Consider the following 23,772-nt stretch of genomic DNA (forward strand, 5'->3'; position numbering starts at 1 on the left):
GTCTGCCGCCGGGCCGCGCCCTTCTGCGGTCAGCCTCCGGCCGCGGCTTCGTCCGCACTCACGGGAACCCGCCACACCAGTCGCGTGCCGCCGCCCTCCGGCCGTTCGTCGAGTGCCAGCGTTCCGCCGAGGCTGACGGCCCGCTCCTCGATGTTCTTCAGCCCGCTGCGCCCGCCGCCACCCGGCACCCCGCAGCCGTCGTCCGTCACCGTGAGCGTCAACTCACCCCTGGCGCACTGAAGTCGGACGTCCACCGCCTGTGCTCCGGAGTGCCGGGCCGCGTTGCTGAGCGCCTCGCCGAGGACCGCGACCGCATGGTCGGCGATGTCGCCGGGGACATCGGTCTCGACGAGCCCCTCGATGCGCAGCGCGGGCTGGAATCCGAGTGACGTGGCCGAGCCCCTCACCGCCTCGGAGACCCGGCCGCGCAAGCCGTCGCTCTCCCGCCCGCCCCCGCCGTGGGTGCGCAGTCCGAAGATGGTGGACCGAATGATCTTGATGGTGTCGTCGAGGTCGTCGACGGTCCGTGTCAGCCGCTCCATGCCCTCGGGGTGCTCCATGAAACGCTGGGTGCTCTGCAGGGTCATACCGGCCGCGAAGAGCCGCTGGATGGCGATGTCATGGAGGTCGCGGGCGATGCGGTCCCGGTCCTGGAGCAGGGTGATCTGTTCCGCGTCGCGGCGCCGCTCTGCCAGCTCCAGCGCCAGCGCCGCCTGATCGGCGAATCCGAGCAGCGGCCCGGAGTCCACGTCGCCGAACGGCGTACCGCCCGGCACACGCCCCAGCAGCAACACGCCCCGCGCTTTCCCGCCGGCGCCGAGGGGCACCGCGACCACGGGTCCGAGCCCGGCCCACTGGGCCTCGCCTTCGCCCGTGCGGGAGTCGCGCTCGATGTCGGCGCTGACCACCGGCTCCATCGCGCCGAGTGCCGCTCCGACGAAACCACCCCTGGCGGACAGCACCAGACCGCTGCGTTCCTCTCTGCCCAGGCCGACCGCCAGGGCCGGCCGCAGAGTCTCCTCGCCCGGTACGCGCTCCGCGATCAACCCCATGTCGGCGGAGACGATCTTCCGGGCCTCGTCGACGATCAGTTCCATCACGTCCGCGCTCGGCGCACCGGTCAGGAGCATGCTGGTGACCTTGCCGCTGGCCCGCTGCCAGCGCTCGCGCAGTCTGGTCTCCTCGTACAGCCGTGCGTTCTCGATGGCCACTCCGGCGGCCACTGCCAGCGTCGACAGGACGGACTCGTCCTCTGCGTCGAATTCCCTGGCACTGCGCTTCTCGGTGAGGTAGAGGTTTCCGAACACCTCGTGGCGCACCCGGATCGGTACGCCGAGGAAGGAGTGCATCGGCGGGTGGTTCGCCGGAAAGCCGTACGACGCCGGGTGCTCCGACAGCTCCGGCAGCCGCAGTGGCGCAGGGTGGCGGATCAGCTCTCCGAGGAGACCGTGCCCGCTGGGCAGCGCCCCGATCTCCGACCGCCCTTCTTCGCCGACGCCGACGGTCAGGAACTCGGACAGGTTCTGGTCACCGCCGATCACGCCCAGCGCTCCGTATTCGGCGTCCACCAGCACCACCGCGGCCTCGACGATGCTGCGCAGCACCTGCGGCAGGTCGAGTTCCCGTCCGACCGAGAGGACGGCCTCCAGGAGGCTGTGCAGGCGGTCCCGTGTGCCGCGGACCGCGTCGATGCGCACCTGCAGCTCGCCCAACAGTTCATCGAGCCGCAGTTTGGGCACGTGCTCCTCGGAACCGCCGCGTCCATCCCCGCTCATGACTTCCTCCGACCGACACAGCAGACAAGGCAGTTTGAACCGGTTCCTCGCTGTTCACCGTACTGTCCCGGGGCCTCGACATCGAGGGTTACCCGGAGGCGGCGCTTCGGTCTGTCCTGGTCGGGTGTCTGCGCCTGCCGGCGTCGGCCACCAGCGTGGTCCGGAAGCCGCGTGTTGAGGCGCGGTCGTGCACCTCGACTCCGACCCGGTCGGCGACGACACCGTCCTCATCACCCGCGGCGACAACGACCACTTCGCCCTGCTGGTGGTTCCCCCGGACACCGCAGCCAACGCCGCCCGCGAAGCGATGGCCCGCGCCGTCCGCGCGGACAACATCACCCAGGCCGCTCAGATCCTCATCGCCACCACGCCCGAACCCGAGACGTCACCTTGATCGACCGAGCCCAGAACCGATCCCCCAGCCCGAGTCACCTCCCCTGGGGGAGCCCGAAGAACTCCGGGCAGGCCGACTGCCGGACCCCCTCCCCCGCAACACCCGACGTACCTCGAAAGGTCAGCGGGCGCCCAGCCTCGATGGCAGGACCGGGACGAGGACAACGTGGCAGCACGCATGGTGCAGGAGCGCATGGGTCACCGGGCCGAGTTGCATCCCCAACGTGGGCTTCCGGCGGTGCGTGGCGATGACGACGACCTCACCCGTCGCGCCGGCGTCGATCAGTGCCCGAGCGGGGGCGACACGTACCGAGCGGTTGTCCAGTTGCACCAAGGGGTGCTCCTTGTGGAGTGGAGCCACGACCAACTCGGTCGACGACTCCTCTCGCCGTGCCCGGGACTCGCGGTCGCTGTGCGTGCGGTCGTTGAGTCCGTAGGCCCAAGCGTGCACGACCGACACTCCGGCCTCTCGTCGGAGGGCCTCCGCGAAGGCGAAGGACGCTGCGGGAGCATCCTCCTCGCCCCGCACGCCCACGACGACGGTGCGAACGCGGGGCGTCGTCCGCGGCGGAGGTTCGTTCCGCACTACGAGCAGCGGGCTTCGGCAGTGCGCGGCCACGCGCAGGCTCACGGAACCCAGCAGCAAGCCCGTGAATCCGCCGTTGCCGCGGGTGCCGACCACGGTGAGGGCCGCTGCCCGACTCCTCCTCACCAGCACTTCCGCGGCGTCGTCCGCGACGGTGACTGCGGTGACCTGTACTTCCGGGGCCAGCGCCGCGACGTGCCGGGTGGCTTTCGCCAGGATGCCCGGCGCATCATCGTCCAGGGGCTCATACGCGCCGCCCCAGGGCCAGGCATGGACTATCTCGAGGGGCACCCGGCGGCGGTGCGCCTCCCCGGCCGCCTGTTCGAGTGCGTGCGTCGCCGCACGGGATCCGTCCGTGCCGACCACGACGTGACCGTGCGGGCTTTCGCCACGTCGGCTCATTTCCTCTCCTTCTCCTTCTGACCGTGACGGCTGCGTAATGGCGTGTCGTGTACGGGCTTCAGGGGGCCCTTCAGGAGGGCGGGAACACCCAGAGCGGTGCTACCGGGCCGGTGCGTGGCGCGTGTGGGACGCGTCAGCTGCCGTGGATGAGACGCCGGTGCTTTTCGCCAGGCGGCTTTCCATGCGAGCAGGGGTGAAGGCGATGAGGCCGGCCGCAGTCTGTGACGGGTGCGGTGACGGTGATGGGATATCCGTCCCTGTAGGTCAGTTGGTCCAGGTCCAGTCGCTGACCTCGGGGAGATCTGTGCCGTGTTCGCGGATCCAGGTGTGGTGGCGCAGTCGTATGTCCACCATCTCCTGGCGGACCGAGGCGGCTCGGACGGCGAGTCCGGGGACACGGTCGATGACGTCCATGACCAGCCTGTAGCGGTCCAGGTCGTTGCGCACCACCATGTCGAAGGGCGTGGTCGTCGTGCCCTCCTCCTTGTATCCGCGCACGTGCAGGTTCGCGTGTCCGGTGCGCCGGTAGGTGAGGCGGTGGATGAGCCACGGATAGCCGTGGTAGGCGAAGACGACGGGCTTGTCGGGGGTGAACAGGGCGTCGAAGTCCGCGCCTGACATTCCGTGCGGATGCTCCTCCTGCGGGAGCAGGCGGGCCAGGTCGACCACGTTGACGACCCGGACGGCGAGGTCGGGCAGGTGGTGCCGCAGGAGTTGGGCGGCGGCCATGACTTCCAGGGTGGGGACGTCCCCCGCGCACCCGAGGACGACATCGGGCTCCCCGTCGTGGTTCTCGCTGCCGGCCCAGTCCCAGATTCCCGCGCCGCGGGCACAGTGTCCACGGGCCTCTTCGAGCGTCAGCCAGTCGAAGCAGGGCTGCTTGCCTGCCACGACGACGTTGACGTAGTCGCGCGAGCGCAGGACGTGGTCCGCCACGGACAGCAGCGTGTTGGCGTCCGGCGGCAGGTACACCCGTACGACCTCGGGTGACTTGTTGAGGACGTGGTCGATGAAACCGGGGTCCTGGTGGGAGAAACCGTTGCTGTCCTGCCGCCACACGTGCGAGGTGAGCAGGTAGTTGAGCGAGGCGATGGGGCGCCGCCAGGGCAGGCGCCGAGAGGTGCGCAGCCACTTGATGTGCTGGTTGACCATGGAGTCGATGATGTGGACGAACGCTTCGTAGCAGGAGAAGAGGCCGTGCCTGCCGGTGAGGAGGTAGCCCTCGAGCCATCCTTGGCAGGTGTGCTCCGAGAGGATCTCCATCACCCTGCCGTGCGGGTCCAGGTGCTCATCGGTGTCCAGTGTCTGTGCTTGCCAGGCCTTGCCACTCGCCCCGTACACGTCCTGGAGGCGGTTGGAGGCGGTCTCGTCCGGTCCCACAAGCCGGAAGTCACGCCGCTGCGCGGTGTTTTCCATCACCGCTTCCAGGAGGCCGCCCAGGACCCGGGTGGGCTCGTGCAGGGTGGTGCCGGGTTTGTCGACGCGGACGGCGTGCCGGTCCAGCGGCGGGATCGGCAGGTCGTGGACGAGCAGCCCTCCGTTGGCGTGCGGGCTCGCCCCCAGCCGTCGCGTTCCGGCCGGTACGCAGTCCAGTACGGCGCCGACGGGCCGCCCCGCCTCGTCGAAGAGCTCCTCGGGCCGATAAGAGCGCATCCACTGCTCCAACTGGCCCAGATGGTCGGGGTTTTCGCGCACCTCGCTCAGAGGGACCTGATGGGCTCGCCACGTCCCCTCGACCGGCAGCCCGTCGACCTCGGCCGGTCCGGTCCACCCCTTGGGTGTGCGCAGGACGATCATCGGCCAGCGGACGCGTTCGCTCACGCCCTCTTCGCGGGCTCGCCGCTGCGCGGTCCTGATCCGGTCGAGCGCGGTGTCCATCGCGTGCGCCATGGCGCTGTGTACCCGCAGCGGTTCGTCGCCCTCGACGTGCAAGGGCTCGTGTCCCACGCCCCGTAGGAAGTCGTCGAGTTCTTCCCTGGGCAGACGTGCGAGGACGGTCGGGTTGGCGATCTTGTAGCCGTTGAGATGCAGGATCGGCAGAACGGCCCCGTCGTGGACGGGATCGAGGAACTTGTTGGAGTGCCACGAGGCCGCCAGCGGCCCGGTCTCTGCCTCGCCGTCGCCGATCACGCATCCGACGAGGAGATCCGGATTGTCCAGGGCCGCACCGTAGGCGTGGGACAGGGCATACCCCAGCTCGCCGCCCTCGTGGATCGAGCCGGGAGTCTCAGGAGCCACATGGCTCGGCACACCACCGGGGAAGGAGAACTGCCGGAACAGCCGCCCCATGCCGGCCTCGTCCCGGCTGACGTCCGGATAGGTCTCGGAGTACGTGCCCTCCAGCCAGGAATTCGCCAGGACGGCAGGGCCGCCGTGGCCGGGCCCCCAGACGCAGACGGTGTCCTGTCCGCGCTCGCGTGCCACGCGGTTGAGGTGGGTGTGCACGAGGTTGAGGCCGGGCGAGGTTCCCCAGTGGCCAAGGAGCCTGGGCTTGATGTGTTCGGGCCGCAGCGGCTCCTTGAGGAGCGGGTTGGACATCAGGTAGATCTGGCCGACGGCCAGGTAGTTCGCGGCCCTCCAGTGTGCGTCCAGCGACGCGAGTGCGGTGTCGTCGAGGTAGCGGGTGTCTTCCCGGGCAGGGCTGTCCATGTCTCGCTCCCTTGGCTGATGGCGAGCCAGGTCCGGGCCGTCCGCCCCCGCCGGTGGCAGGGGGCCTTTGGCCGGTGACGGTCGCCGCTCGACCGTGAACGGTCGCCGACCGCGCTGACGACCATGCACGGACTCGCGCTGCCCCCCATCGTGGTCGCCCCGACGGGCGGCGGGAGAGGGGCCGTTCGGCCCCGTGCCGACGCCGGGTGGCCTCTCTTGTGTCACGGCCACCGGTGCGAGGGTCGAACCGAACGAGCCTGTGCGAACCGAACGAGTCGGTGCAGAGCCACATCCAATCTGTGCAGAGCCACATCCAACAGGAGGCGAGCATCATGCTCCGTCCCGTCATCGTCGGCATCGACGGATCTCCCGAGAGCCTGGCTGCCGCCGGCTGGGCGGCGCGGGAGGCGCAGCGCCGTGCCACGACCCTCCGCCTGGTCCACGCCTGGGCATGGTCCCCGCATCCCTCCGCCGCCGTCCCCTCGACGACCAGCCAGCGCCAGTGGGCGCACCGCATCCTGCGCGAGGCCCGCGATCACCTCGGATCGCTGTATCCGCAGCTGCAAGTCGAGGAAGCGCAGATTCCGGGACCTGCTCCGGCCGTACTCCTGGAAGCGTCGTCGCAGGGCGCGCTTCTCGTGCTGGGCTCACGAGGGCTCAACGGCTTCACCGGCTACCTCGCGGGCTCGGTGAGCCTGAGCCTCACGGCGCGGTCCGCAACCCCCGTCGCCCTTGTGCGGGCGGGCGAACAGGCTTCGGACGCACACCAGTTGAATGTGGAAGGTCACAGTTCGACGGACACTCCGTACCGCGCTGTGCTGCTCGGAATCGACCTGGCACACCCTGGCGAGGAGGCCATCGCCTTCGCTTTCGAGGCGGCGCAGTCGCGCGGCGCCGCCGTGCAGGTCCTGCACGGCTACCGGCCGCCCTCGATCGCGGCGACGGGCCGGGACGCCGGGGGCGCCCGCGAGGCGGCCGCAGAGCACGAGTCGGCCCTAGACGCGCTGGTGCAGCCGTGGCGGGCGAAGTATCCCCGTACGGCGGTGACGACCGCAGCGCTCAGGGGCCGTGCGCAGAGCCTGCTGCTGCACGCCGCGTCCGATGCCGGACTCCTCGTCCTCGGCCGGCGCGACCGGCACCGCTCCGGCCCGTTCACGGGGCCGACGATCCACGCGGCGCTGCACCACGCCCGCTGCCCGATGGTCGTCGTACCGCACGTCTGACGGAGCGATCGTCATCTGGTCTGCGTCTCGTCCGACGGAGATGTGTCGATGGCCAACTGCCCTACACGCCGCACCGGTCGGCGGACAGGGCGGAGGAGGGGACATGCGGACGGCATCCGACCGGGCCGCCCGGGCAGCCGCGACCTCGACGTCACGCGCGGGGCGAAGAGAGCGGCCTCGATCGCCCTTGTGCGGGTCCCGTCGCGTTGGACCTGCCCCAACCGGCCCGCCGGGCAAGGACCTTCGGCGGGTGCCCGAGGACCGATCGGACCGGTCCCGGCGCCCGGACCCGGCGGACAGTCTGGACGGACTCACACAGTTCGCGTGATACGAGCAAGGGCGGGACACCATGGCACTGCACCAACGCCCCCGACGACGCACGGGCATCCGTTTTCCCGCTTCCCACAGGGCCCCGGCGCAGGGTGCGGCAGCTGGCGGAACGGTCGCGCGTCTCGACGAAGCGGCCGCGTCCACCGTCGCGCTCGCACGTGCCGCCGCCGTACTGCGCATCCTCACCGCGTTCACCTTCCTCTGGGCGTTCTTCGACAAGACCTTCGGCCTGAGCTACGCGACCGGGCATGGCGAGGGATGGCTCGACGGCGGTTCCCCGACGATGGGCTTCCTGAGTGGCGTCTCGGCCGGGCCGATGGAGGGCACCCTCCATACCTGGGCCGGCGACGTCTGGGCGGACTGGGCCTTCATGCTCGGCCTGCTGGGCGTCGGTGTCGCGCTGGCGAGCGGTGTCGCGCTACGGCTCGCGGCCCTCGCCGGAACGGCCATGATGGCCCTGATGTGGGTGGCGCAATGGCCTCCGGCCCAGCACCTGTCCGACGGCTCGCCCAGCATGTCGACGAATCCGCTCGTCGACTACCACGTGTTGTACGCAGCCGTCCTCGTCCTGCTCGCCGTGGCACTCGCCGGGCGCACCTGGGGGCTCGGCCGCGCATGGGCGCGGCTGCCCCTCGTACGCCGACACCGCTGGCTCCTCTGACCCGCCGCCACCCCGTCGCTCCGCCACCAGCACCCGTCGTCCCCCTCGCCTCGCCACCCGCTCCTTCCTCGCGAGCGCCCGGAGCCCGTCGATCACAGGAGAACCGTCATGAGCGCACACCCGCGGACCACAGCGGAGAACCCCCGCGGCAACGCCACCGCCGATCCCGGCCCCGCTGCCGCCGATCGAGGCCACGCGTCCGCTCGGGACCGTTCACGCCTCCCCCTACTGCGAGACGTGAGAGCCGTCGTCTTCGACACCGACGGCGTCATCACCGACTCCGCACGGCTCCACGCCGCTGCCTGGAAGACCGCCTTCGACGCATGTCTGCGCGCACACCCGTCACGGGACCCAGGGCCCGAACGGCCCTTCGACCTCCCCGCTGACTACCTGCGCTACGTGGACGGCAGATCGCGGCTCGACGGTGCCGCCTCGTTCCTCGCCTCGCGAGAGCTGCGGCTCCCGGCAGGCAGCCCCGACGACCTCCCGGGAACCGGCACCGTGGGGGCGGTCGCCGCCCGCAAGGAGCAGCTCTTCGTGGAGCGCCTGAGCCAGGGCCGCATCGAGGCGTATCCCGGAACGGTCCGGCTGTTACGGATACTGCACGCCCGCGGCGTGCCGATGGCCGCCGTCTCCGCGTCCCGTCACGCAGGCGAACTGCTGCGGGACGCCGGGGTGTTCGAGCTCTTCGCGGCCCTGGTGGAAGGCGCGGAGGCGGCCCGGCTGGCGCTGCCGGGCAAGCCGGATCCCGCTCTGTTCCTGGAGGCGGCCCGCAGGCTCGGCACGCCGGTGGAGCACACCGCGGTGGTGGAGGACGCCCTGGCGGGGGTCGAGGCAGGTCGCCGCGGCGGGTTCGGCCTCGTGATCGGCGTGGACCGTACCGCGGGTCCGGGCACGGGCGCAGCGCTGCTGGGACACGGCGCCGACGTCGTGGTCACGGACCTGGCCGAACTCTTCGACGACGGGGAGGTCCAGCCGTGACCGGATGGACCTGGGAGTACCACGGGTACGACCCGGCGTCGGAACGCCTGCGCGAGGCACTCTGCACGCTGGGCAACGGATACTTCGCCACCCGCGGTGCCGCGCCCGAGTGCCCGCCCGGCGACGCCCACTACCCCGGCACGTACGCCGCGGGCTGCTACGACCGGCTCACTTCCACGGTGGCCGGCCGGCAGGTCGAGAACGAGGACATCGTCAACCTGCCCAGCTGGCTCCCTTTGCGCTTCAGGATCGACGCGGAGAACGGGGGTCTCTCTGAGGCCGCGGAGAGCAGCGACGCGCCCTGGCTCACGCCGGACAGCGCAGCGCTGCTCGACCATCACCAGCGCCTGGACCTGCGCGCGGGAACCCTGGAACGCACCATGCGCTACTCGGTCGGGGGTGACCGGGTGCTGTCCGTGCGACAGTTGCGGATCGTCCACATGGCGGACCCACATCTCGCCGCGCTGCGCACCGAGTTCACCGCTGAGGGATGGGCGGGCAGCGTGAAAGTCGAGGCGGCCCTGGACGGGGCGGTCACCAACGACGGCGTCGCCCGCTACCGGCAGCTCGACGGCCACCACCTCACAGACGTCCGCACCGGGCGCGGCACACCGGACTCCGCCTGGCTGACCTGTCGCACCCGTACGTCCGCGATCCGCGTCGGCATGGCCAGCCGTGTGACCGCCGACGGCCCCGTCGAACGCCGCCACACCGAGCCTCGCGCCCTCCGGGTCACCCAATCCCTGCGCCTCTCCCTCGCGCCCGGCCGTACGACCGCCGTCGACAAGGTCGTGGCTCTGCACACCTCACGCGACCCCGCCATCAGTGATCCGCTGCACGCCGCCGTCGACAGGGCAGGCCGGGCACCGGGATTCGAGACGCTCCTCAAATCGCACCGCGCGGCCTGGCAGCGCCTGTGGAACAGCGCAGAGCTGGACGTACCGGGGAAGTCGGGCGGCATCCTGCGCCTGCACCTGTTCCACATCCTGCAGACGCTCTCCCCGCACACGGCCGACCTCGATGTCGGGGTGCCGGCCCGCGGCCTGCACGGGGAGGCCTACCGGGGCCACATCTTCTGGGACGAGCTCTTCGTCCTGCCCTATCTGAACCTGCACTTCCCCCAGATCTCCCGTGCCCTGCTCACTTACCGCCACCGGCGCCTCGAACAGGCACGGAACGCAGCCTCCGACGCCGGCCGGACCGGCGCCCTCTACCCGTGGCAGAGCGGCAGCGACGGTCGCGAGGAAACCCAGCAGGTGCATCTCAACCCCCGCTCCGGACGATGGCTGCCCGACCACTCACGACTCCAGCACCATGTCGGATCGGCGATCGCCTACAACGTGTGGCAGTACTGCGAGGCCAGCGGGGACACCGAATTCCTGCACACCAAGGGCGTGGAGATGCTGACGGAGATCGCCCGCTTCTGGGCAGATCTCGCGACCTACGACGACAGCACCGGACGGTACCGAATCCTCGGTGTGGTCGGCCCCGACGAGTACCACGACGTCTACCCCGGATCCTCGACGCCCGGTCTGGACGACAACGCCTACACGAACGTCACCGCCGCCTGGGTACTCGCCCGCGCGCTCGACGTAGTGCGCGCACTGCCACAGGCACGCCAGGGCGAACTACGCGAGCGAACCGGTCTCCAAGAAGCCGAACTGACCCGGTGGGACGAGGTGTCACGGAAGCTGCGGGTGGCCTTCCACGACGGAGTCATCAGCCAGTTCGAGGGCTACGGGGCGCTCGCCGAGCTCGACTGGAGCGCCTACCGGGCGCGTTACGGCGACATCCGCAGGCTCGACCGGATCCTGGAGGCGGAGGGCGACACGGCCAACCGCTACCAGGCCTCCAAACAGGCCGACGTCCTCATGCTCGGCTACCTCTTCTCGCCGTCCGAACTGCGCCAGATCTTCGCCAGGCTGGGCTACGAACTGGACGACGCGATGTGGGCGAGGACCGTCGACCACTACATGCGGCGTACGAGTCACGGCTCCACCCTCAGCGGTCTTGTGCACGGCTGGGTGCTTGCCCGCCTGCGACGCGAGGACGCCTGGACGTACGTCGAGGAGGTGCTGGCGGGCGATGTCGCGGACGTCCAGGGCGGCACCACGGAAGAGGGCATCCACCTCGGCGCCATGGCCGGCACCCTGGACCTGGTCCAGCGCGGGCTCACCGGCCTCGAGACGCGGGACGGAGCCCTGTGGCTCGACCCCGTCTCGCTGCCGCGACTCTCCGAATACGGCTTCTCCGTGCGCTATCAGGGGCATGAGGGGGTCGCCTTGCAGGTACGGGCCGGAGAGCTCTCCATCAGCGCGCCCGCCTCTGAGCGATCGCCGATCGACATCAGGCTTCCCACTCGTACGGTGTCCCTCGCCCCGGGCAACAGCTGCTCGCTGCCGCTGCACGACCGGTGACGCACGCCTTCGACCGGACCCGGTGCACGGCGACGGCCGGGGCCAGGGCCGGTTGGAGACGGTGAGGGACCAACGGCCCCTGCTGCGCGCTCCCATGACGCGGGGAGAGTGGGGACATCCCGAAGACGGCCAATTCAGGAGGGTCCCATGTTCCGCACCGTGATCGCAGGCATCGACGGTTCACGCGAGAGTCTGGCGGCCGCGGAGTGGGCCGCCGGTGAGGCTTCGCGGCGACGACTACCGCTTCGGCTGCTCCACGTCCGGGACCCGTCCCCCGGGGTGCGCGCGACGTTGGCCGGTGCCAAGAGGTCACTCTGGCCGGACGGCGAAGCGCAGTCGGCGGCCGGGGCCCTCCGAATACGGCACCCGGACCTCGATGTGGCGACCGACGACGTGCTCGGCAGGCCCGCCGAAATCCTCTGCACGGCGAAGGACCAGGAACTTCTGGTGCTCGGTTCACGGGGTCTTGGCCGACTGGCGGGCTTCCTCCTCGGCTCCGTGTCGCTGGCGGTCATGGCCCGCAGCACCACCCCGGTCGTCCTCGTGCGGGCCGAGGACACGTCGTCCGCGCGGGAGTGGCTGCCGTCCGGCGATGTCGTGGTGGGCCTGGACACCGCACAGCCGTCGGACGCCGTGCTGGAATTCGCCTTCGCCCACGCCGAACGGCACGGGGTCACGCTGCGGGCGTTGCACAGTTGGCAGCTGCCCCCCTTATACGGCGGCGATCCGACGGGCGCAAGGCTGTCGGCCCAGTCCGAACTGGCCACGGTGAGGGGCGAGGTCCTCGCGGAGATTCTGGCGCCCTGGCGGGAGAAGTTCCCCACCGTCGCCGTCACCGAGCGGTGCCGGCTCGGTCATCCCGCGCGCGACCTCGTGGAGGCGTCGCGCGATGCCGCTCTCCTCGTCGTGGGCCGCATGGAGCACCGGGCGAACGTCGGCGCGCACATCGGCTCCGTCACGCACGCGGTGCTGCACCACTCGGTGACCGCGGTGGCCGTAGTGCCCCACGCCTGACCAAGCGCGACCGCCGCGCATCCGCACGGCCGACGCCAACGCGAACTCCGCTCCCTTGCCGGAGCAGCCCCTCCGGCCGACGACAGGAGGCTCTCCCATGTCCCCCACCTCAGCGTCCGGCCCCACCGCCCCCGCGTCCCGCCACCGGCAGGGTGACATGGGCCGACGCGTGTCGTGGCGTCGAGAGCAACTCGGTCTGTCCCGCCAGGACGTGGCGGCGCGATGTGGCTCGGTGCCCGGATACATCAGATACGTGGAGGAACAGTCCGTCACGTCACCGGGTATCGGCTTCCTGAACAGCCTCGCCAACGCGCTGGAGACGACGGTTGCCGAACTGGCAGGCGGCACGGCAGACCTCCCACCCGGCACCGCAACAGCGCCCTACCGTCCGCAGTTCACCGAACTGGGTGTCGGGGAGTGCCACCGGCTGCTGGGCACGCACGGCATCGGGCGAGTGGGCTTGTCCACGCCCGACGGGCCCGTCATCCTGCCGGTCAACTACATCCTGTCGGAGGATGCCGTCGCATACCGGACTGCCCCGAACGCCCTTCTCGCGTCCGCCGCGGGAAACCGGGTCGCTTTCGAGGTGGACCGCGTGGACGACGCCCTCAGCCAGGCGTGGAGCGTCCTGCTGTCAGGCACGGCACGTGCGGTCACAGACCCCGTCCAGGTGCGTCTGCTGAACGAGAGGGCACATTGCCAGCCGTGGGCTGGGGGCGACCGCGACCTCTGGATCGCGATCACCCCTACCCGGCTCACCGGCCGCCGGATCGCCGCCCGCCACACCTATCTCTCGTCCGCGGTCGCGCGGCCCGAACTGCAGTAGCCCACCCGCGGATCCGGGCCCACACCTGGCTTGCGAGTACGCGTGGGTCGATGCCGAGCAGGGCGATGCTCGCGGCAGAGCGTCCGCTGCTGTGGTCGATGATCGAGAAGGTGGCGTGCGTACCGTCCGGCCTGTCCGCTCCGGCCAGGCAGTCCCTGACAGCAACTGCTCGTCCACACTCGGGGAGCGGAGCTGGAACTCTCCAGCGGTCAGGGTGCGAGGCTTCAGTCGGTCGGCAGGCACCAGTTGATCATGATCAGCCGCCCCTCCACCGTGCCGATCACCAGGTCCCCGTCCGGACCGGCGCTCAGGCAGGTCGGGGTGTAGGCGTGCCCGCCGAGGGTGAGCGTCTTCCGCCGCATTACCGTGCCCTCCGCTGCTCGCAGCGTAAGCAACTCGCAAGCCCCCGCACCGCCTCCGGCTCCGATCACGGCGTGGACGAGGCCGCCGTGGACGTCGACCCCGGTGATCCGTGTGTCGAAGCGGTGGGTCCAGGTCACAGCGCCGCCCGGGTACGCGCGTCGTACGAGGTAGGTTCCGTCGCGCGCCGTGCATGTGTGAACGAGTCCTGGCCCGGCGTCATCGTCGACGTATACGGCGGGACCGCCGCGCAGATGAGGGCCGAGGGTGTCGTTCCAGGCGAGTGGGAACAACCGCTCGATGCCGTTGGGGTCGGCCCGGACGACCCACTTCTCCAGTAGCTCCGTCCGCACATCGTCGCCGCCCACCCCGTAGAGGAAGAGCAGGTGGGGTGAGCGCCGCACCGGGAAGTCGTAGGAACTGTCGCTCTCCCCCAATGCCAACGTGGCCAGCTGACGCCCGGAAGGCGTGAGCACGACGCCCTCGTTCGGCGGCCAGCGCGGCCCGGGGAACAGCTCCCGCGAGTCCCGGGCCACCCAGGCGCCATCCGTGCGCGCGGCGATGGCGACCGGAAAGTCCAGGCGCAATTCGGCGAGTTGAGTGCCGTCGTCGAGGGCGAACCGGTAGAGCAGTGTGCGCCGGTCGCTGCTGTCGCCCACCAGGACGGTGGTCCAGACACTCTCCTCGTCCGGAGCGACGTACAGCCGACAGCCGTTGCGTTGGCGCTGGCTGTCGGGCAGCGGCACGGACCATTGCGGGGTGCCCTCCGGAGACCAGCACTCCAGCAGTGTCCCGGTGTGTGCCACGAGCATCCGGCCGTCCCGCAGCACCTCCACAACGGCCGTCCCGGGCCGCCGGGTCCATGCGCGGCCCTTCTCGGCCGCGACCTCGGCGAGGTATCGCTGAGGTTGGTCGATGTCCGGCCCCTTGATGCTGGTCCAGTCGATCTCGACCGACACCTGCGGCCAAGAGACCTGCGCCGCGAGCACCTCGGCAGTGGCGTGCCGCCAGTCGTCGCACTCGGCGACGGAGCGCGTGTACGTCACCCGGCCCAGGTCCTCGTAGTCGACGACCGGCCGGGCAAACGTCACCTCCAGGCGGCGCGCGTCCCGCCAGCGCAGGGCGGTGACACCGGCCCCGGCGACGGCCACGTCGGTACGGCGCCGGGTCTCCGGCTCGTACAGGTGCAGCCCGCCCCGCAGTTCGAACTCGTCGCCTTCCTCCGTGCCCACGGCGAGAACGGGCAGGTCGGGGTGGAAGGCGAGCCCCTCGATGCCCCGCTCCAGCACGACCTCGTCCCACAGGGCGAGATCACTCGTCCGGTAGACGGCGATCCGACCGCGATCGCCACGTCCGCTCGCGTGGCAGCTGACGGCGATCCAGCGCCCGTCCGCGCTCACGTCGGTCGTGAAGGGGTGGCCGATCTCGGGGAACGGGTCGTCGGGTATCAAACGCATCGCAGGAGCGTACCGGTCCATGATCCCTGGTGATCGATCCGGTCGCCGTCACGTCCGGTCGCACACCCGCCGCTTCCCGTCGGACCCGTCAATGACCGCTCGCCCCCTTGCCCGAAGTACCCGCCACTCGGCCCTCCGCGACGAGCCGTGAGCTTGGCCGTGTGGTGGGCGACCGGGCACGTAGGCTCAACACCGGTGCAGCGCTAGGTACTTGAAAGGCTGGGGAACGTGAGGCGTGACGAGCTGATCCGGCCGGTTGCGGAACTGTTGAAGGAGCACGCCGAGCGGGCGCCAGGGCGGGTCGCCTTCGCGGACTCCTCGCGCCGTGTCACCTACGCCGAGCTGGAGCGTCGCACCCGTGCGCTGGCAGCACACCTCACCGCCACGGGGCTCCGTCGAGGCGACCGCGTCGCGATCTGTCTGGGCAACCGCGTGGAGATGGTGGAGAGTTGCTTCGCCGTCCTGCGGGCCGGGATGGTCGGCGTACCGCTCAACCCGCGCTCATCCGACGCCGAGCTGACCCACTTCCTTCAGGACAGCGGCGCCGCCTACGTCATCACGGACCCCGCGCACCTCGCGCACCTCACGCAACTGCGGCATTCGGGGCCGCCGTACGACCGCCTGGGTGTCCTGGTCACCGGCAACGAACCGACGCCTGACGGCGGTGGCCAGCTGTTCGAGCGTGCGGCCACCACGAGTGAGTGTGCCACGGAGGCGGAGATCGACCTGCTCGGGCTCGACGATCCGGCCTGGATGCTCTACACCTCCGGCACCACCCATCGGCCCAAAGGGGTGCTGTCCACCCAGCGGGCCGCTCTGTGGTCCGTGGCCGCCTGCTATGCCCCGCTCCTCGGCCTCTCGCCCGACGACCGCGTGCTCTGGCCGCTTCCGCTGTTCCACAGCTTCAGCCACTCGCTGGCGATCCTGGGTGTGACGGCCGTGGGCGCGAGCGCCCGGATCGCCGGCGATCCGACGCCGTCCCGCGGTCTGCCGTCGCCGGGCGGTCTGCTGCCGTCCGGCGGTCTGCTGCAGGAGCTGCTCACCGCGGACGAAGTACTCGGTGGGCCGATCACCGTGCTGGGCGGTGTGCCCGCCACGTATCACCGGCTCGTCGAATCGGCCGGCAAGGCCCCGGCCCAGGCAGGCCAGGCCGCCCAGGCCCCGAGCGCGTTACGGATGTGCCTGGTCGCCGGCGCGCCGAGCGGCCTCGCACTGCGCGCGACCGTCGAGGGGACCTTGGGTGCGCCGCTGCTCGACGTGTACGGCAGCACCGAGACCTGCGGCCTGATCACGGCGAATCATCCCGAGGGGGCCAGGGTCGACGGCTCTTGCGGGACGCCAGTCCCCGGCGTGGACGTACGCGTCGTCGCGCCAGACGGCCGCGAGGACGTTCCGGGCGGGGCCGACGCCCTCCCGGGCGGGGCCGAGGGCGAGGTCTGGGTACGTGGGCCGAGCCTGATGACGGGGTACCACGAGCAGCCCGAGGCGACGGCCGCCGCGCTCCGGGACGGCTGGTACCGCACCGGTGACCTGGGCCGCTTCGTCGAACACGGCCACCTCCAACTCACCGGCAGGGTCAGCGAGCTGATCATCCGCGGCGGCGAGAACATCCACCCGACGGAGATCGAGCAGGTCCTGTCACAGTGCCCCGGCGTGTCCGAGGCCGTGGTCGTGGGGCTTCCGCACGACGTGCTCGGCGAGGTGCCGGTCGCCCTGGTCGTACCTGGCCCTGAGGGGCTCGACGCACGACGGGTGCTCACCCAATGCCGGACCCTGCTGGCCGACTACAAGGTGCCGACCGAGATCCGCGAGATCACCACCGTCCCCCGCACCCCGTCCGGCAAGATCGCCCGCCACAAGTTGGTGGTCCCCGAGCGGGCCCCGTCGGTCGACACCGCCTTGCGCGAGCGGCTCCTCGCACTCCCCCGCGACGAACGGGAACGCGCCCTGCGCGAAACGGTGCTGGAGGAGACGGCCGACGTCTGCGGGCGCGCGCCCGAGGATCTGCCCGACGCGGTAAGCCCGTTCGCCGACCTCGGCATGACGTCCCTGGGCGCGGTCGAGCTGGTGGACCGGCTCGGCGCGCTGACCGGGCTGAGTCTGCCTGCGACGCTGGTCTTCGATCACCCGACGCCCGCCGCGGTGGCCCAGCACCTGCACGCCGCGCTCTTTGAGGACAAGCCCTCCACGCCCTCCTCGCGGGCACACGACCGGCACGACCGACGGGACAGGTCCGACCACGACGACCCCGTCGTGATCGTCGCCATGGGCTGCCGATATCCCGGGGACGTCAACTCACCCGACGATCTTTGGGATCTGGTGTCACAGGGCCGCGACGCCATCACTGAGTTCCCCACCGACCGCGGCTGGGATCTTGCCGCCATGTTCGACCCGGACCCCGACCGGATCGGCACCTCGTACACACGCCACGGCGGATTCCTGCACCGGGCAGCGGATTTCGACGCCGGTCTCTTCGGCATCTCGCCGCGCGAGGCACTCGCGACGGACCCACAACAGCGGCTGCTCCTGGAGACGTCCTGGGAGGTGTGGGAGCGGGCGGGGATCGCTCCGGCGTCGCTGCGCGAGAGCGACACCGGCGTGTTCGTCGGTCAGATGTACGCCGACTACGCCGCCCGCTTCACGCGGCGGCACGAGCTGGAGGCACAGCTGGGGCTCGGCTCGGCGGGCAGCGTGACCTCCGGGCGGATCTCGTACGTCTACGGTCTGCAAGGTCCCGCGATCACGCTCGACACGGCCTGCTCGTCCTCGTTGGTGGCGCTGCACTGGGCGGCGCGGGCCCTGCGTTCGGGCGAATGCTCGCTGGCGCTCGCGGGCGGGGTCACGGTGATGGCGACACCCAACCCGTTCCTCGCCTTCAGTCGGCAGCGCGGCCTCGCGCCGGACGGGCGCTGCAAGTCGTTCTCGGCGGCTGCCGACGGCACGGCCTGGGCCGAGGGCGTGGGACTCGTCCTCCTGGAGCGGTTGTCCGACGCCCGGCGGAACGGTCATCCGGTCCTGGCCGTGCTCCGCGGCTCCGCCATCAATTCCGACGGTGCGTCCAACGGGCTCACCGCGCCCCACGGACCCGCACAGCGGCGGCTGATCACGCGGGCGCTCGCGGACGCGGAGCTGCGCGCCTCGGACGTGGACGTGGTGGAGGTCCATGGCACCGGCACCCGCCTCGGTGACCCCATCGAGGCGCAGGCCATCCTGGCCACGTACGGGCAAGACCGCGCGGTGCCGCTGTGGCTCGGTTCGGTCAAGTCGAACCTCGGGCACACGCAGGCTGCCGCCGGAGTCGCTGGCGTCATCAAGATGGTGCAGGCCATGCGCCACGGCGAGCTGCCCCGGACGCTACACGCCGAGTCTCCGACACCCCACGTGGAATGGCGGTCGGGCCAGGTGGAACTCCTGACGGCCGCGCGACCCTGGCCGGCATCGGACCGGCCGCGGCGTGCGGGGGTCTCGGCCTTCGGGATCGGCGGGACCAACGCGCATGTGATCCTGGAAGAGGCGCCGGGGAACGGGGTGGCCAGCTCCCAGGACACCACCGCTCCCTCCCAGCAGGTCACCGCAGGGCCCCAGCAGCCCGCCGCCGTCTCCCAAGAGACCACCGCGAGCCCCCGCGAGTCCGCCACGACCGAGGCGACCGGGGCGACCGGGGCGACCGGGGCGACTTTGTCCGCTCCGTGGCTGCTCTCCGCCGCCGACGAACCCGCCTTGCGCGCCCAGGCACGACAGCTGGCATCCCAAGTGGCCGACCAGCCAGGCCTGTTGCCCACCGACGTCGCCCACTCGCTCGCTGTGTCGCGCTCCGCTCTCCCTCATCGGGCGATGATCCCGACCGGCGACCGGACACGCACGCTGGATGCGCTCAACGCACTCGCGGAAGGCCAGAAGGCTCCGGGAGTCGTGCGAGGCCTGGCCGCGCCGGAGATCCGTACGGCCTTCCTGTTCACCGGGCAAGGTGCCCAGCGCCTTGGGATGGGTGCCGAACTGCGTGCGGCCTTACCCGTCTTCGCCGAAGCCTTCGACGAGGTGTGCCGTCACCTGGACGGCCGTCTCCCCCGGCCGCTCAGCGCGGTGCTTGCCGCGGAGCCCGGCTCGTCGGATGCGGCTCTCGTGGACCGTACGGACTTCGCGCAGGCCGGACTGTTCGCCTTCGAGGTGGCGCTGTTTCGGCTCCTCGAGTCGTGGGGCGTTCGAGCCGATCACCTGGTGGGACACTCCATCGGCGAGCTGGCCGCCGCGCATGTCGCCGATGTACTTGATCTGCCCGACGCGGCGACGCTCGTCGCCGCCCGCGGCCGACTCATGCAGGCGTTGCCCGTCGGCGGCGGGATGGTGGCGCTGGAGGCGACCGAGGACGAAGTCCGCGCCGCACTAGGTGAGTTCGAGGGGCAGGCCGAGATCGCATCCGTCAACGGGCCCCGATCGGTGGTGCTCTCGGGCCTGACGGACGCCGTGCACGCGGTTGCCGCCGACTTCGAGGCGCGGGGGCGAAGGGCCGTACGGCTGCGGGTTAGTCACGCCTTCCACTCGCCCCTGGTGGAACCGATGCTCGACGAGTTCCGCGCTGTTGCAAGGGAGTTGACCTTCCACTCGCCGCGCGTCCCGATCGTCTCCACTGTGACGGGCCGCCCCGCCCAGGCCGCTGAACTGTGCTCGCCCGAGTACTGGGTACGCCATGCCCGACTGCCCGTGCGCTTCGCCGACGCCGTGCGCCGGCTGGCTAACGACGGGGTCTCGGCCTATCTGGAGCTCGGCCCCGGGCCGGTCCTCATCACGGCGGCCACCGACTGTCTGGCCGATGCGTACGACGGCGGTTCCGACGTACGTGCCGCCGACTCCGTTCTCGCCGTCGCCACCCGTGGCGCTGAGTACGAACCGGAGACCCTCCTGTCCGCAGTGTCGCGACTGCACGTGGCCGGGGTCGATGTCGACTGGGCGGCGGTGTACGCGGGTTCCGGCGCGCGGCGCGTGGACCTGCCGACGTATCCCTTCCAGCGTCAGCGGTACTGGCTGGACGCTCCGCGCACAGCCACGCCCGATGCCTCGGCACTCCTTGGCCCCGCCTTCCCGGTGCCGGGCACGGAACGGACCGTACTGACCGGACTGTTGTCCCTCCCGACCCACCCGTGGCTCGCCGACCACGTCATCGCAGGAAAGGTGCTCGTGCCCGCGACGGTCTTCGTCGAGATGGCGGTACGGGCGGCGGACGAAGTGGGCTGCGGGGCGATCGACGACCTCGTGATGCTCTCACCACTCGCCCTGCCCGGTTCCTCGGCGGTGTGCATCCAGGTCGTGGTGGGCGGTATCGACGACTCCGGCCGGCGAGCGGTCGACGTCTACTCCCGGCCGGAGGAATCCGCAGAGGACGCTGCATGGACCCTGAACGTGTCCGGACAACTGGTTCGGTGGCGGCATTCGGAGACGGGGGACGGAGCCAGGGAGAACTGGGAGGGGACAAGGGAGGACACGCTGGCTGAGTGGCCTCCCCCGGGGGCCGAGGCGGTTGATCTCTCCGACGCGTACGCCGCTCTGGCCGACGCCGGGCTCTCCTACGGGCCCGCGTTCCAAGGGGTCGGCGCGGTCTGGGTGCGCGGCGACGACGTCTTCGCCGAGGTCAGCCTGTCCGCGTCACACACCCCGGAGGCCGACAACTTCGGGCTCCATCCGGCACTGTTCGACGCCGCGCTGCACGCACCGCTGCTCGCCGCGCCCGCCGACCTGGGCACGGTCCGGGTGCCGTTCGCGTGGAGCGGTGTGAGCCTGCATGCCTCCGGCGCCACGGAACTGCGGGTCCGGCTCACGCGTACCGGCACGGACACGGTCTCACTCACTCTCGCCGACCCGAACGGCAGGCTCGTGGCCCGCGTGGGCTCACTGACCACCAAGGAACTCCCGTCCGGGCAGGCCGACTTGACGGAGGACATCACGCGTCGGGCTCTGCTGCGTCCCGAATGGGTCCCGCTCGATGCCCTCGATACCTCTGGTGTCCGTGACCTCCCGGATGACGGTGAGGAGCACGCGTGGGAGGTGCGTGGGCTCGACCCGCTGGGCCTCGCCGAGTTCCTGCCCGGCGGCACGAACCCCCGGTTCATGGCCCTCACAGCGGTCGCGCGTGCGACCGTAGCCGACACCCGCACGACAGCCGACATCTGTCCGACGAATCACGATCCGCTGCCCGACGTGCACGAGTTGACCGGCGGGGTCCTCAAGACGCTGCAGGACTGGCAGGGCGATCCCGGCACTGCGGGCTCACGGCTGGTGGTCGTGACGCGGGACGCCACCGCCCCGGTGCCGGACCTGGCGGGTGCAGCCGTCTGGGGACTGGTGCGCGTGGCCCAGTCGGAGCTGCCCGGTCGTGTCGTCCTGGTTGATGTGGACGGGCGGCCCGAGTCGCTACGGATGCTGCCGACGGCCGTCGCCACCGGCGAGCCACAACTCCGGTTGCGCGAGGGCCGGGTGACGGTTCCGCGACTCGCCCCGGTCAGCGATGACGCGGGTGGCGCGGCGACCGGTTTCAGCGCGGACGTCCCGCCTGGCGTTGACGCAACGGGCAGCACGACTGGCACGGACGGCACAGTGCTGGTCACCGGAGGCACCGGCGCGCTGGGCGCGGAGCTGGCCCGTCACCTCGTCTCGGCACACGGCGTACGACATCTGCTGCTGACCGGCCGCCGGGGACCGCAGGCGCCCGGCGCCGATGAACTGCGCTCCGAACTGGAGGAGTTGGGAGCCCGGGTCGACATCGTTGCCTGTGACGCGGGCGATCGTGTGGCGCTGGCCGAGGTGATCAAGCGCTGCGAGCCACCGCTGGCCGCCGTGGTGCACGCCGCCGGGGTGCTCGACGACGGCGTACTGGACTCGCTGACCCCGGAGCGGATGACGGCAGTGCTGCGGCCGAAGGCCGACGCGGCCTGGAATCTGCACGAACTGACCCGGGACATGGCGCTCTCGGCGTTCGTCGTGTTCTCCTCCGTATCCGGCCTCCTCGGCCCGGCAGGCCAGGGCAATTACGCGGCCGCGAACACGTTCCTCGACGCCCTCGCCCAGCGCCGCGCCGCCGAAGGACTGCCGGCGGTGTCGCTCGCATGGGGCCCGTGGGAGCACGCCGACGGCATGGCGGCGGAGCCGGCCTCCGACCCTTCACGCCCGCGCCCACAGACACGTGACGTGCTCGTCCCGTTGTCCACCCGGCAAGGGCTCGCTCTGTTCGATGCCGCGCTGGGTTCGGCGGAGCCTGTACTGGCGCCGATCCTCCTCGACCGGGGCGCGCTCCGGTCGAACACCGGGCACGTTCCGCCGCCGTTGCGCGGACTCGCCCCTCGGAGGCGGCCGACGGCGACGGGCTCCGGCAGTGGATCTGGCAGGGGCTTTGGCAGTGGCTCCGCCTCCGAGCAGGCCCTCGAGCCCGGAGCCTGGCGGAAGAGGCTGACCCGGCTGCCGACGGGCGAACGCGAGTCTGTGCTAAGGGAGTTGCTGCTGGCCGATGTGGCCGCGGTGCTCGGATACCCGGACGGCGACGCGCTCCCGGCAGGCAAGTCACTCGCCGAGCTGGGGTTCGACTCCTTGACGGCCGTGCAGATCCGCAACCTGCTGAGCATGGCGCTCAACGTCAGGCTGCCGGTGGAAGTGGTGTTCGAGCATCGGACGGTCGACGACCTGACTCGCCACCTGCTGGGCCTGCTGGACCCGCTGGAGGGAGAAGCCGCCGCCGAAGACACCACAACAGGGGCAGCCCCCGAAGACGCCCCCAGGGCCACAGCGGCCGAGCGGCCCACGTACACCCTCTCCTCGCTCTTCCGGACGGTCAGTGCCGCCGGGCAGCCGGTGGCGGCGATGCATCTGCTGGTCACCGCGTCCTGGGCGCTGCCGACCTTCACGGCCGCCCGGAGCGCCGAGCACGCCCTGCCTCCGATCCGCCGCTCGCACGGCCGCCCCGGCTCCGGCAGGCCGACGATCCTCTACTTCCCGGCATATCAGCCGTCGTTCGCGTCGGGCGGCGGAGACTTCCCCGGCTTCCACGGCTCTTTCCACGGTGACCTGGACGTCCTGGAGTTCCCGCATCCCGGCATCGGCGCCGGCCCGGCCGTACCGGCGGACCGCGTCGCGCTGGCGCGTGCGCAGACCGAGAGCGTGCTGCGGCACGCGGGGGACGGGCCCTTCGTGGTCGTGGGGCGGTCGGCGGGCGGCAACGTCGCACACTTGGTGACCCACCACCTGGAAAGCGTGGGCCGGGCACCGACCGGCCTGGTGCTCCTGGACACCTACCGCATCACTCCGGACAACAGCGGCACGGACTGGCTGCTGTCCCTGGCCGCCCCGCCACCGCGGGTCCCCGGGCGAAGCGACCTCGCCACCGGCCTCCCCACCGACTTGACCGGGGACGACGACGCTGCCCTGGCCGCGATGGGCGCCTACAACCGGATCTTCCTCGACTGGACCCCCGAGCCGGTCGCCACGCCGACGCTCCTGATCCGCGCGTCGCTCCCCACCCCCGCCATGGCGGCCTCCGCGGACACCGACGCCTGGCGGACGTCGTGGCCTGCGGCGGACGATGTCGTGGACGTCCCTGGCGACCATCTGACGATGATGCGGGAGCACGCGGAGACCACGGCATCAGCGATCCGCGACTGGCTCGACGGACGAACGACGAAGCGAGTCCGGTGAACGGCGGGGGCGGCGGGGGCGG

General features: G+C 71.1%; 11 protein-coding genes and 1 pseudogene. 8 read left to right on the plus strand and 4 right to left on the minus strand.

Annotated elements, in window-relative coordinates:
- Positions 1 to 29 precede the first annotated feature (29 nt).
- Positions 30 to 1,775, minus strand: a complete 1,746-nt coding sequence (locus AB0E78_RS30860) for a GAF domain-containing protein (RefSeq protein ID WP_361839325.1) — start codon at positions 1,773 to 1,775, stop codon at positions 30 to 32.
- Between the two features lie 184 nt (positions 1,776 to 1,959).
- Here AB0E78_RS30860 and AB0E78_RS30865 point away from each other — a divergent pair.
- Positions 1,960 to 2,169 (plus strand): annotated as a pseudogene (locus AB0E78_RS30865) (DUF5994 family protein); the annotation flags it as partial.
- A 120-nt stretch (positions 2,170 to 2,289) separates the two neighbouring features.
- Here AB0E78_RS30865 and AB0E78_RS30870 read toward each other — a convergent pair.
- Together AB0E78_RS30870 and AB0E78_RS30875 are read right to left on the minus strand one after the other, a co-directional pair.
- Positions 2,290 to 3,156: a universal stress protein gene (locus AB0E78_RS30870; RefSeq protein WP_361839327.1), complete on the minus strand. Its 867-nt coding sequence runs from the start codon at positions 3,154 to 3,156 to the stop codon at positions 2,290 to 2,292.
- A gap of 264 nt (positions 3,157 to 3,420) precedes the next feature.
- Positions 3,421 to 5,805, minus strand: coding sequence for a phosphoketolase family protein (locus tag AB0E78_RS30875; protein ID WP_361839330.1), 2,385 nt, complete (start codon positions 5,803 to 5,805; stop codon positions 3,421 to 3,423).
- Positions 5,806 to 6,137: 332 nt separating this feature from the next.
- Here AB0E78_RS30875 and AB0E78_RS30880 point away from each other — a divergent pair, with 332 nt between their 5' ends.
- The 6 genes from AB0E78_RS30880 (at position 6,138) to AB0E78_RS30905 (ending at position 13,257) form a co-directional block, all read left to right on the plus strand.
- Positions 6,138 to 7,028 (plus strand): universal stress protein, encoded by an 891-nt coding sequence (locus AB0E78_RS30880; RefSeq protein ID WP_361839333.1) that lies wholly within the window; start codon positions 6,138 to 6,140, stop codon positions 7,026 to 7,028.
- 349 nt (positions 7,029 to 7,377) lie between these two features.
- Positions 7,378 to 8,019 (plus strand): hypothetical protein, encoded by a 642-nt coding sequence (locus tag AB0E78_RS30885; RefSeq protein WP_361839335.1) that lies wholly within the window; start codon positions 7,378 to 7,380, stop codon positions 8,017 to 8,019.
- 108 nt (positions 8,020 to 8,127) lie between these two features.
- A complete protein-coding gene (locus AB0E78_RS30890) occupies positions 8,128 to 9,000 on the plus strand; it encodes an HAD-IA family hydrolase (RefSeq protein WP_361839338.1) in 873 nt (290 codons plus the stop codon).
- Positions 8,997 to 11,417 carry a glycosyl hydrolase family 65 protein gene (locus AB0E78_RS30895; protein ID WP_361839341.1) on the plus strand — a complete coding sequence of 807 codons (2,421 nt, stop codon included), beginning with the start codon at positions 8,997 to 8,999 and terminating at the stop codon, positions 11,415 to 11,417. Before AB0E78_RS30890 ends, AB0E78_RS30895 begins: the two co-directional genes overlap by 4 nt.
- 147 nt (positions 11,418 to 11,564) lie before the next feature.
- Complete coding sequence (locus AB0E78_RS30900; protein WP_361839344.1) at positions 11,565 to 12,431, plus strand: universal stress protein; 867 nt, start codon at positions 11,565 to 11,567, stop codon at positions 12,429 to 12,431.
- A gap of 97 nt (positions 12,432 to 12,528) precedes the next feature.
- Positions 12,529 to 13,257, plus strand: a complete 729-nt coding sequence (locus AB0E78_RS30905; RefSeq protein WP_361839346.1) for a pyridoxamine 5'-phosphate oxidase family protein — start codon at positions 12,529 to 12,531, stop codon at positions 13,255 to 13,257.
- 224 nt (positions 13,258 to 13,481) lie between these two features.
- On the opposite strand, the gene AB0E78_RS30910 is transcribed toward AB0E78_RS30905, so the two are convergent.
- Complete coding sequence (locus AB0E78_RS30910; RefSeq protein ID WP_361839348.1) at positions 13,482 to 15,074, minus strand: hypothetical protein; 1,593 nt, start codon at positions 15,072 to 15,074, stop codon at positions 13,482 to 13,484.
- 228 nt (positions 15,075 to 15,302) lie between these two features.
- Between AB0E78_RS30910 and AB0E78_RS30915 the strand changes: the two genes are divergently transcribed.
- The gene (locus AB0E78_RS30915; protein ID WP_361839351.1) at positions 15,303 to 23,750 is read left to right on the plus strand and encodes a type I polyketide synthase; all 8,448 of its coding nucleotides are present in this window, start codon (positions 15,303 to 15,305) and stop codon (positions 23,748 to 23,750) included.
- Positions 23,751 to 23,772 lie beyond the last annotated feature (22 nt).

Source organism: Streptomyces sp. NPDC032198, assembly GCF_040636975.1.
Taxonomy (GTDB): Bacteria; Actinomycetota; Actinomycetes; order Streptomycetales; family Streptomycetaceae; genus Streptomyces.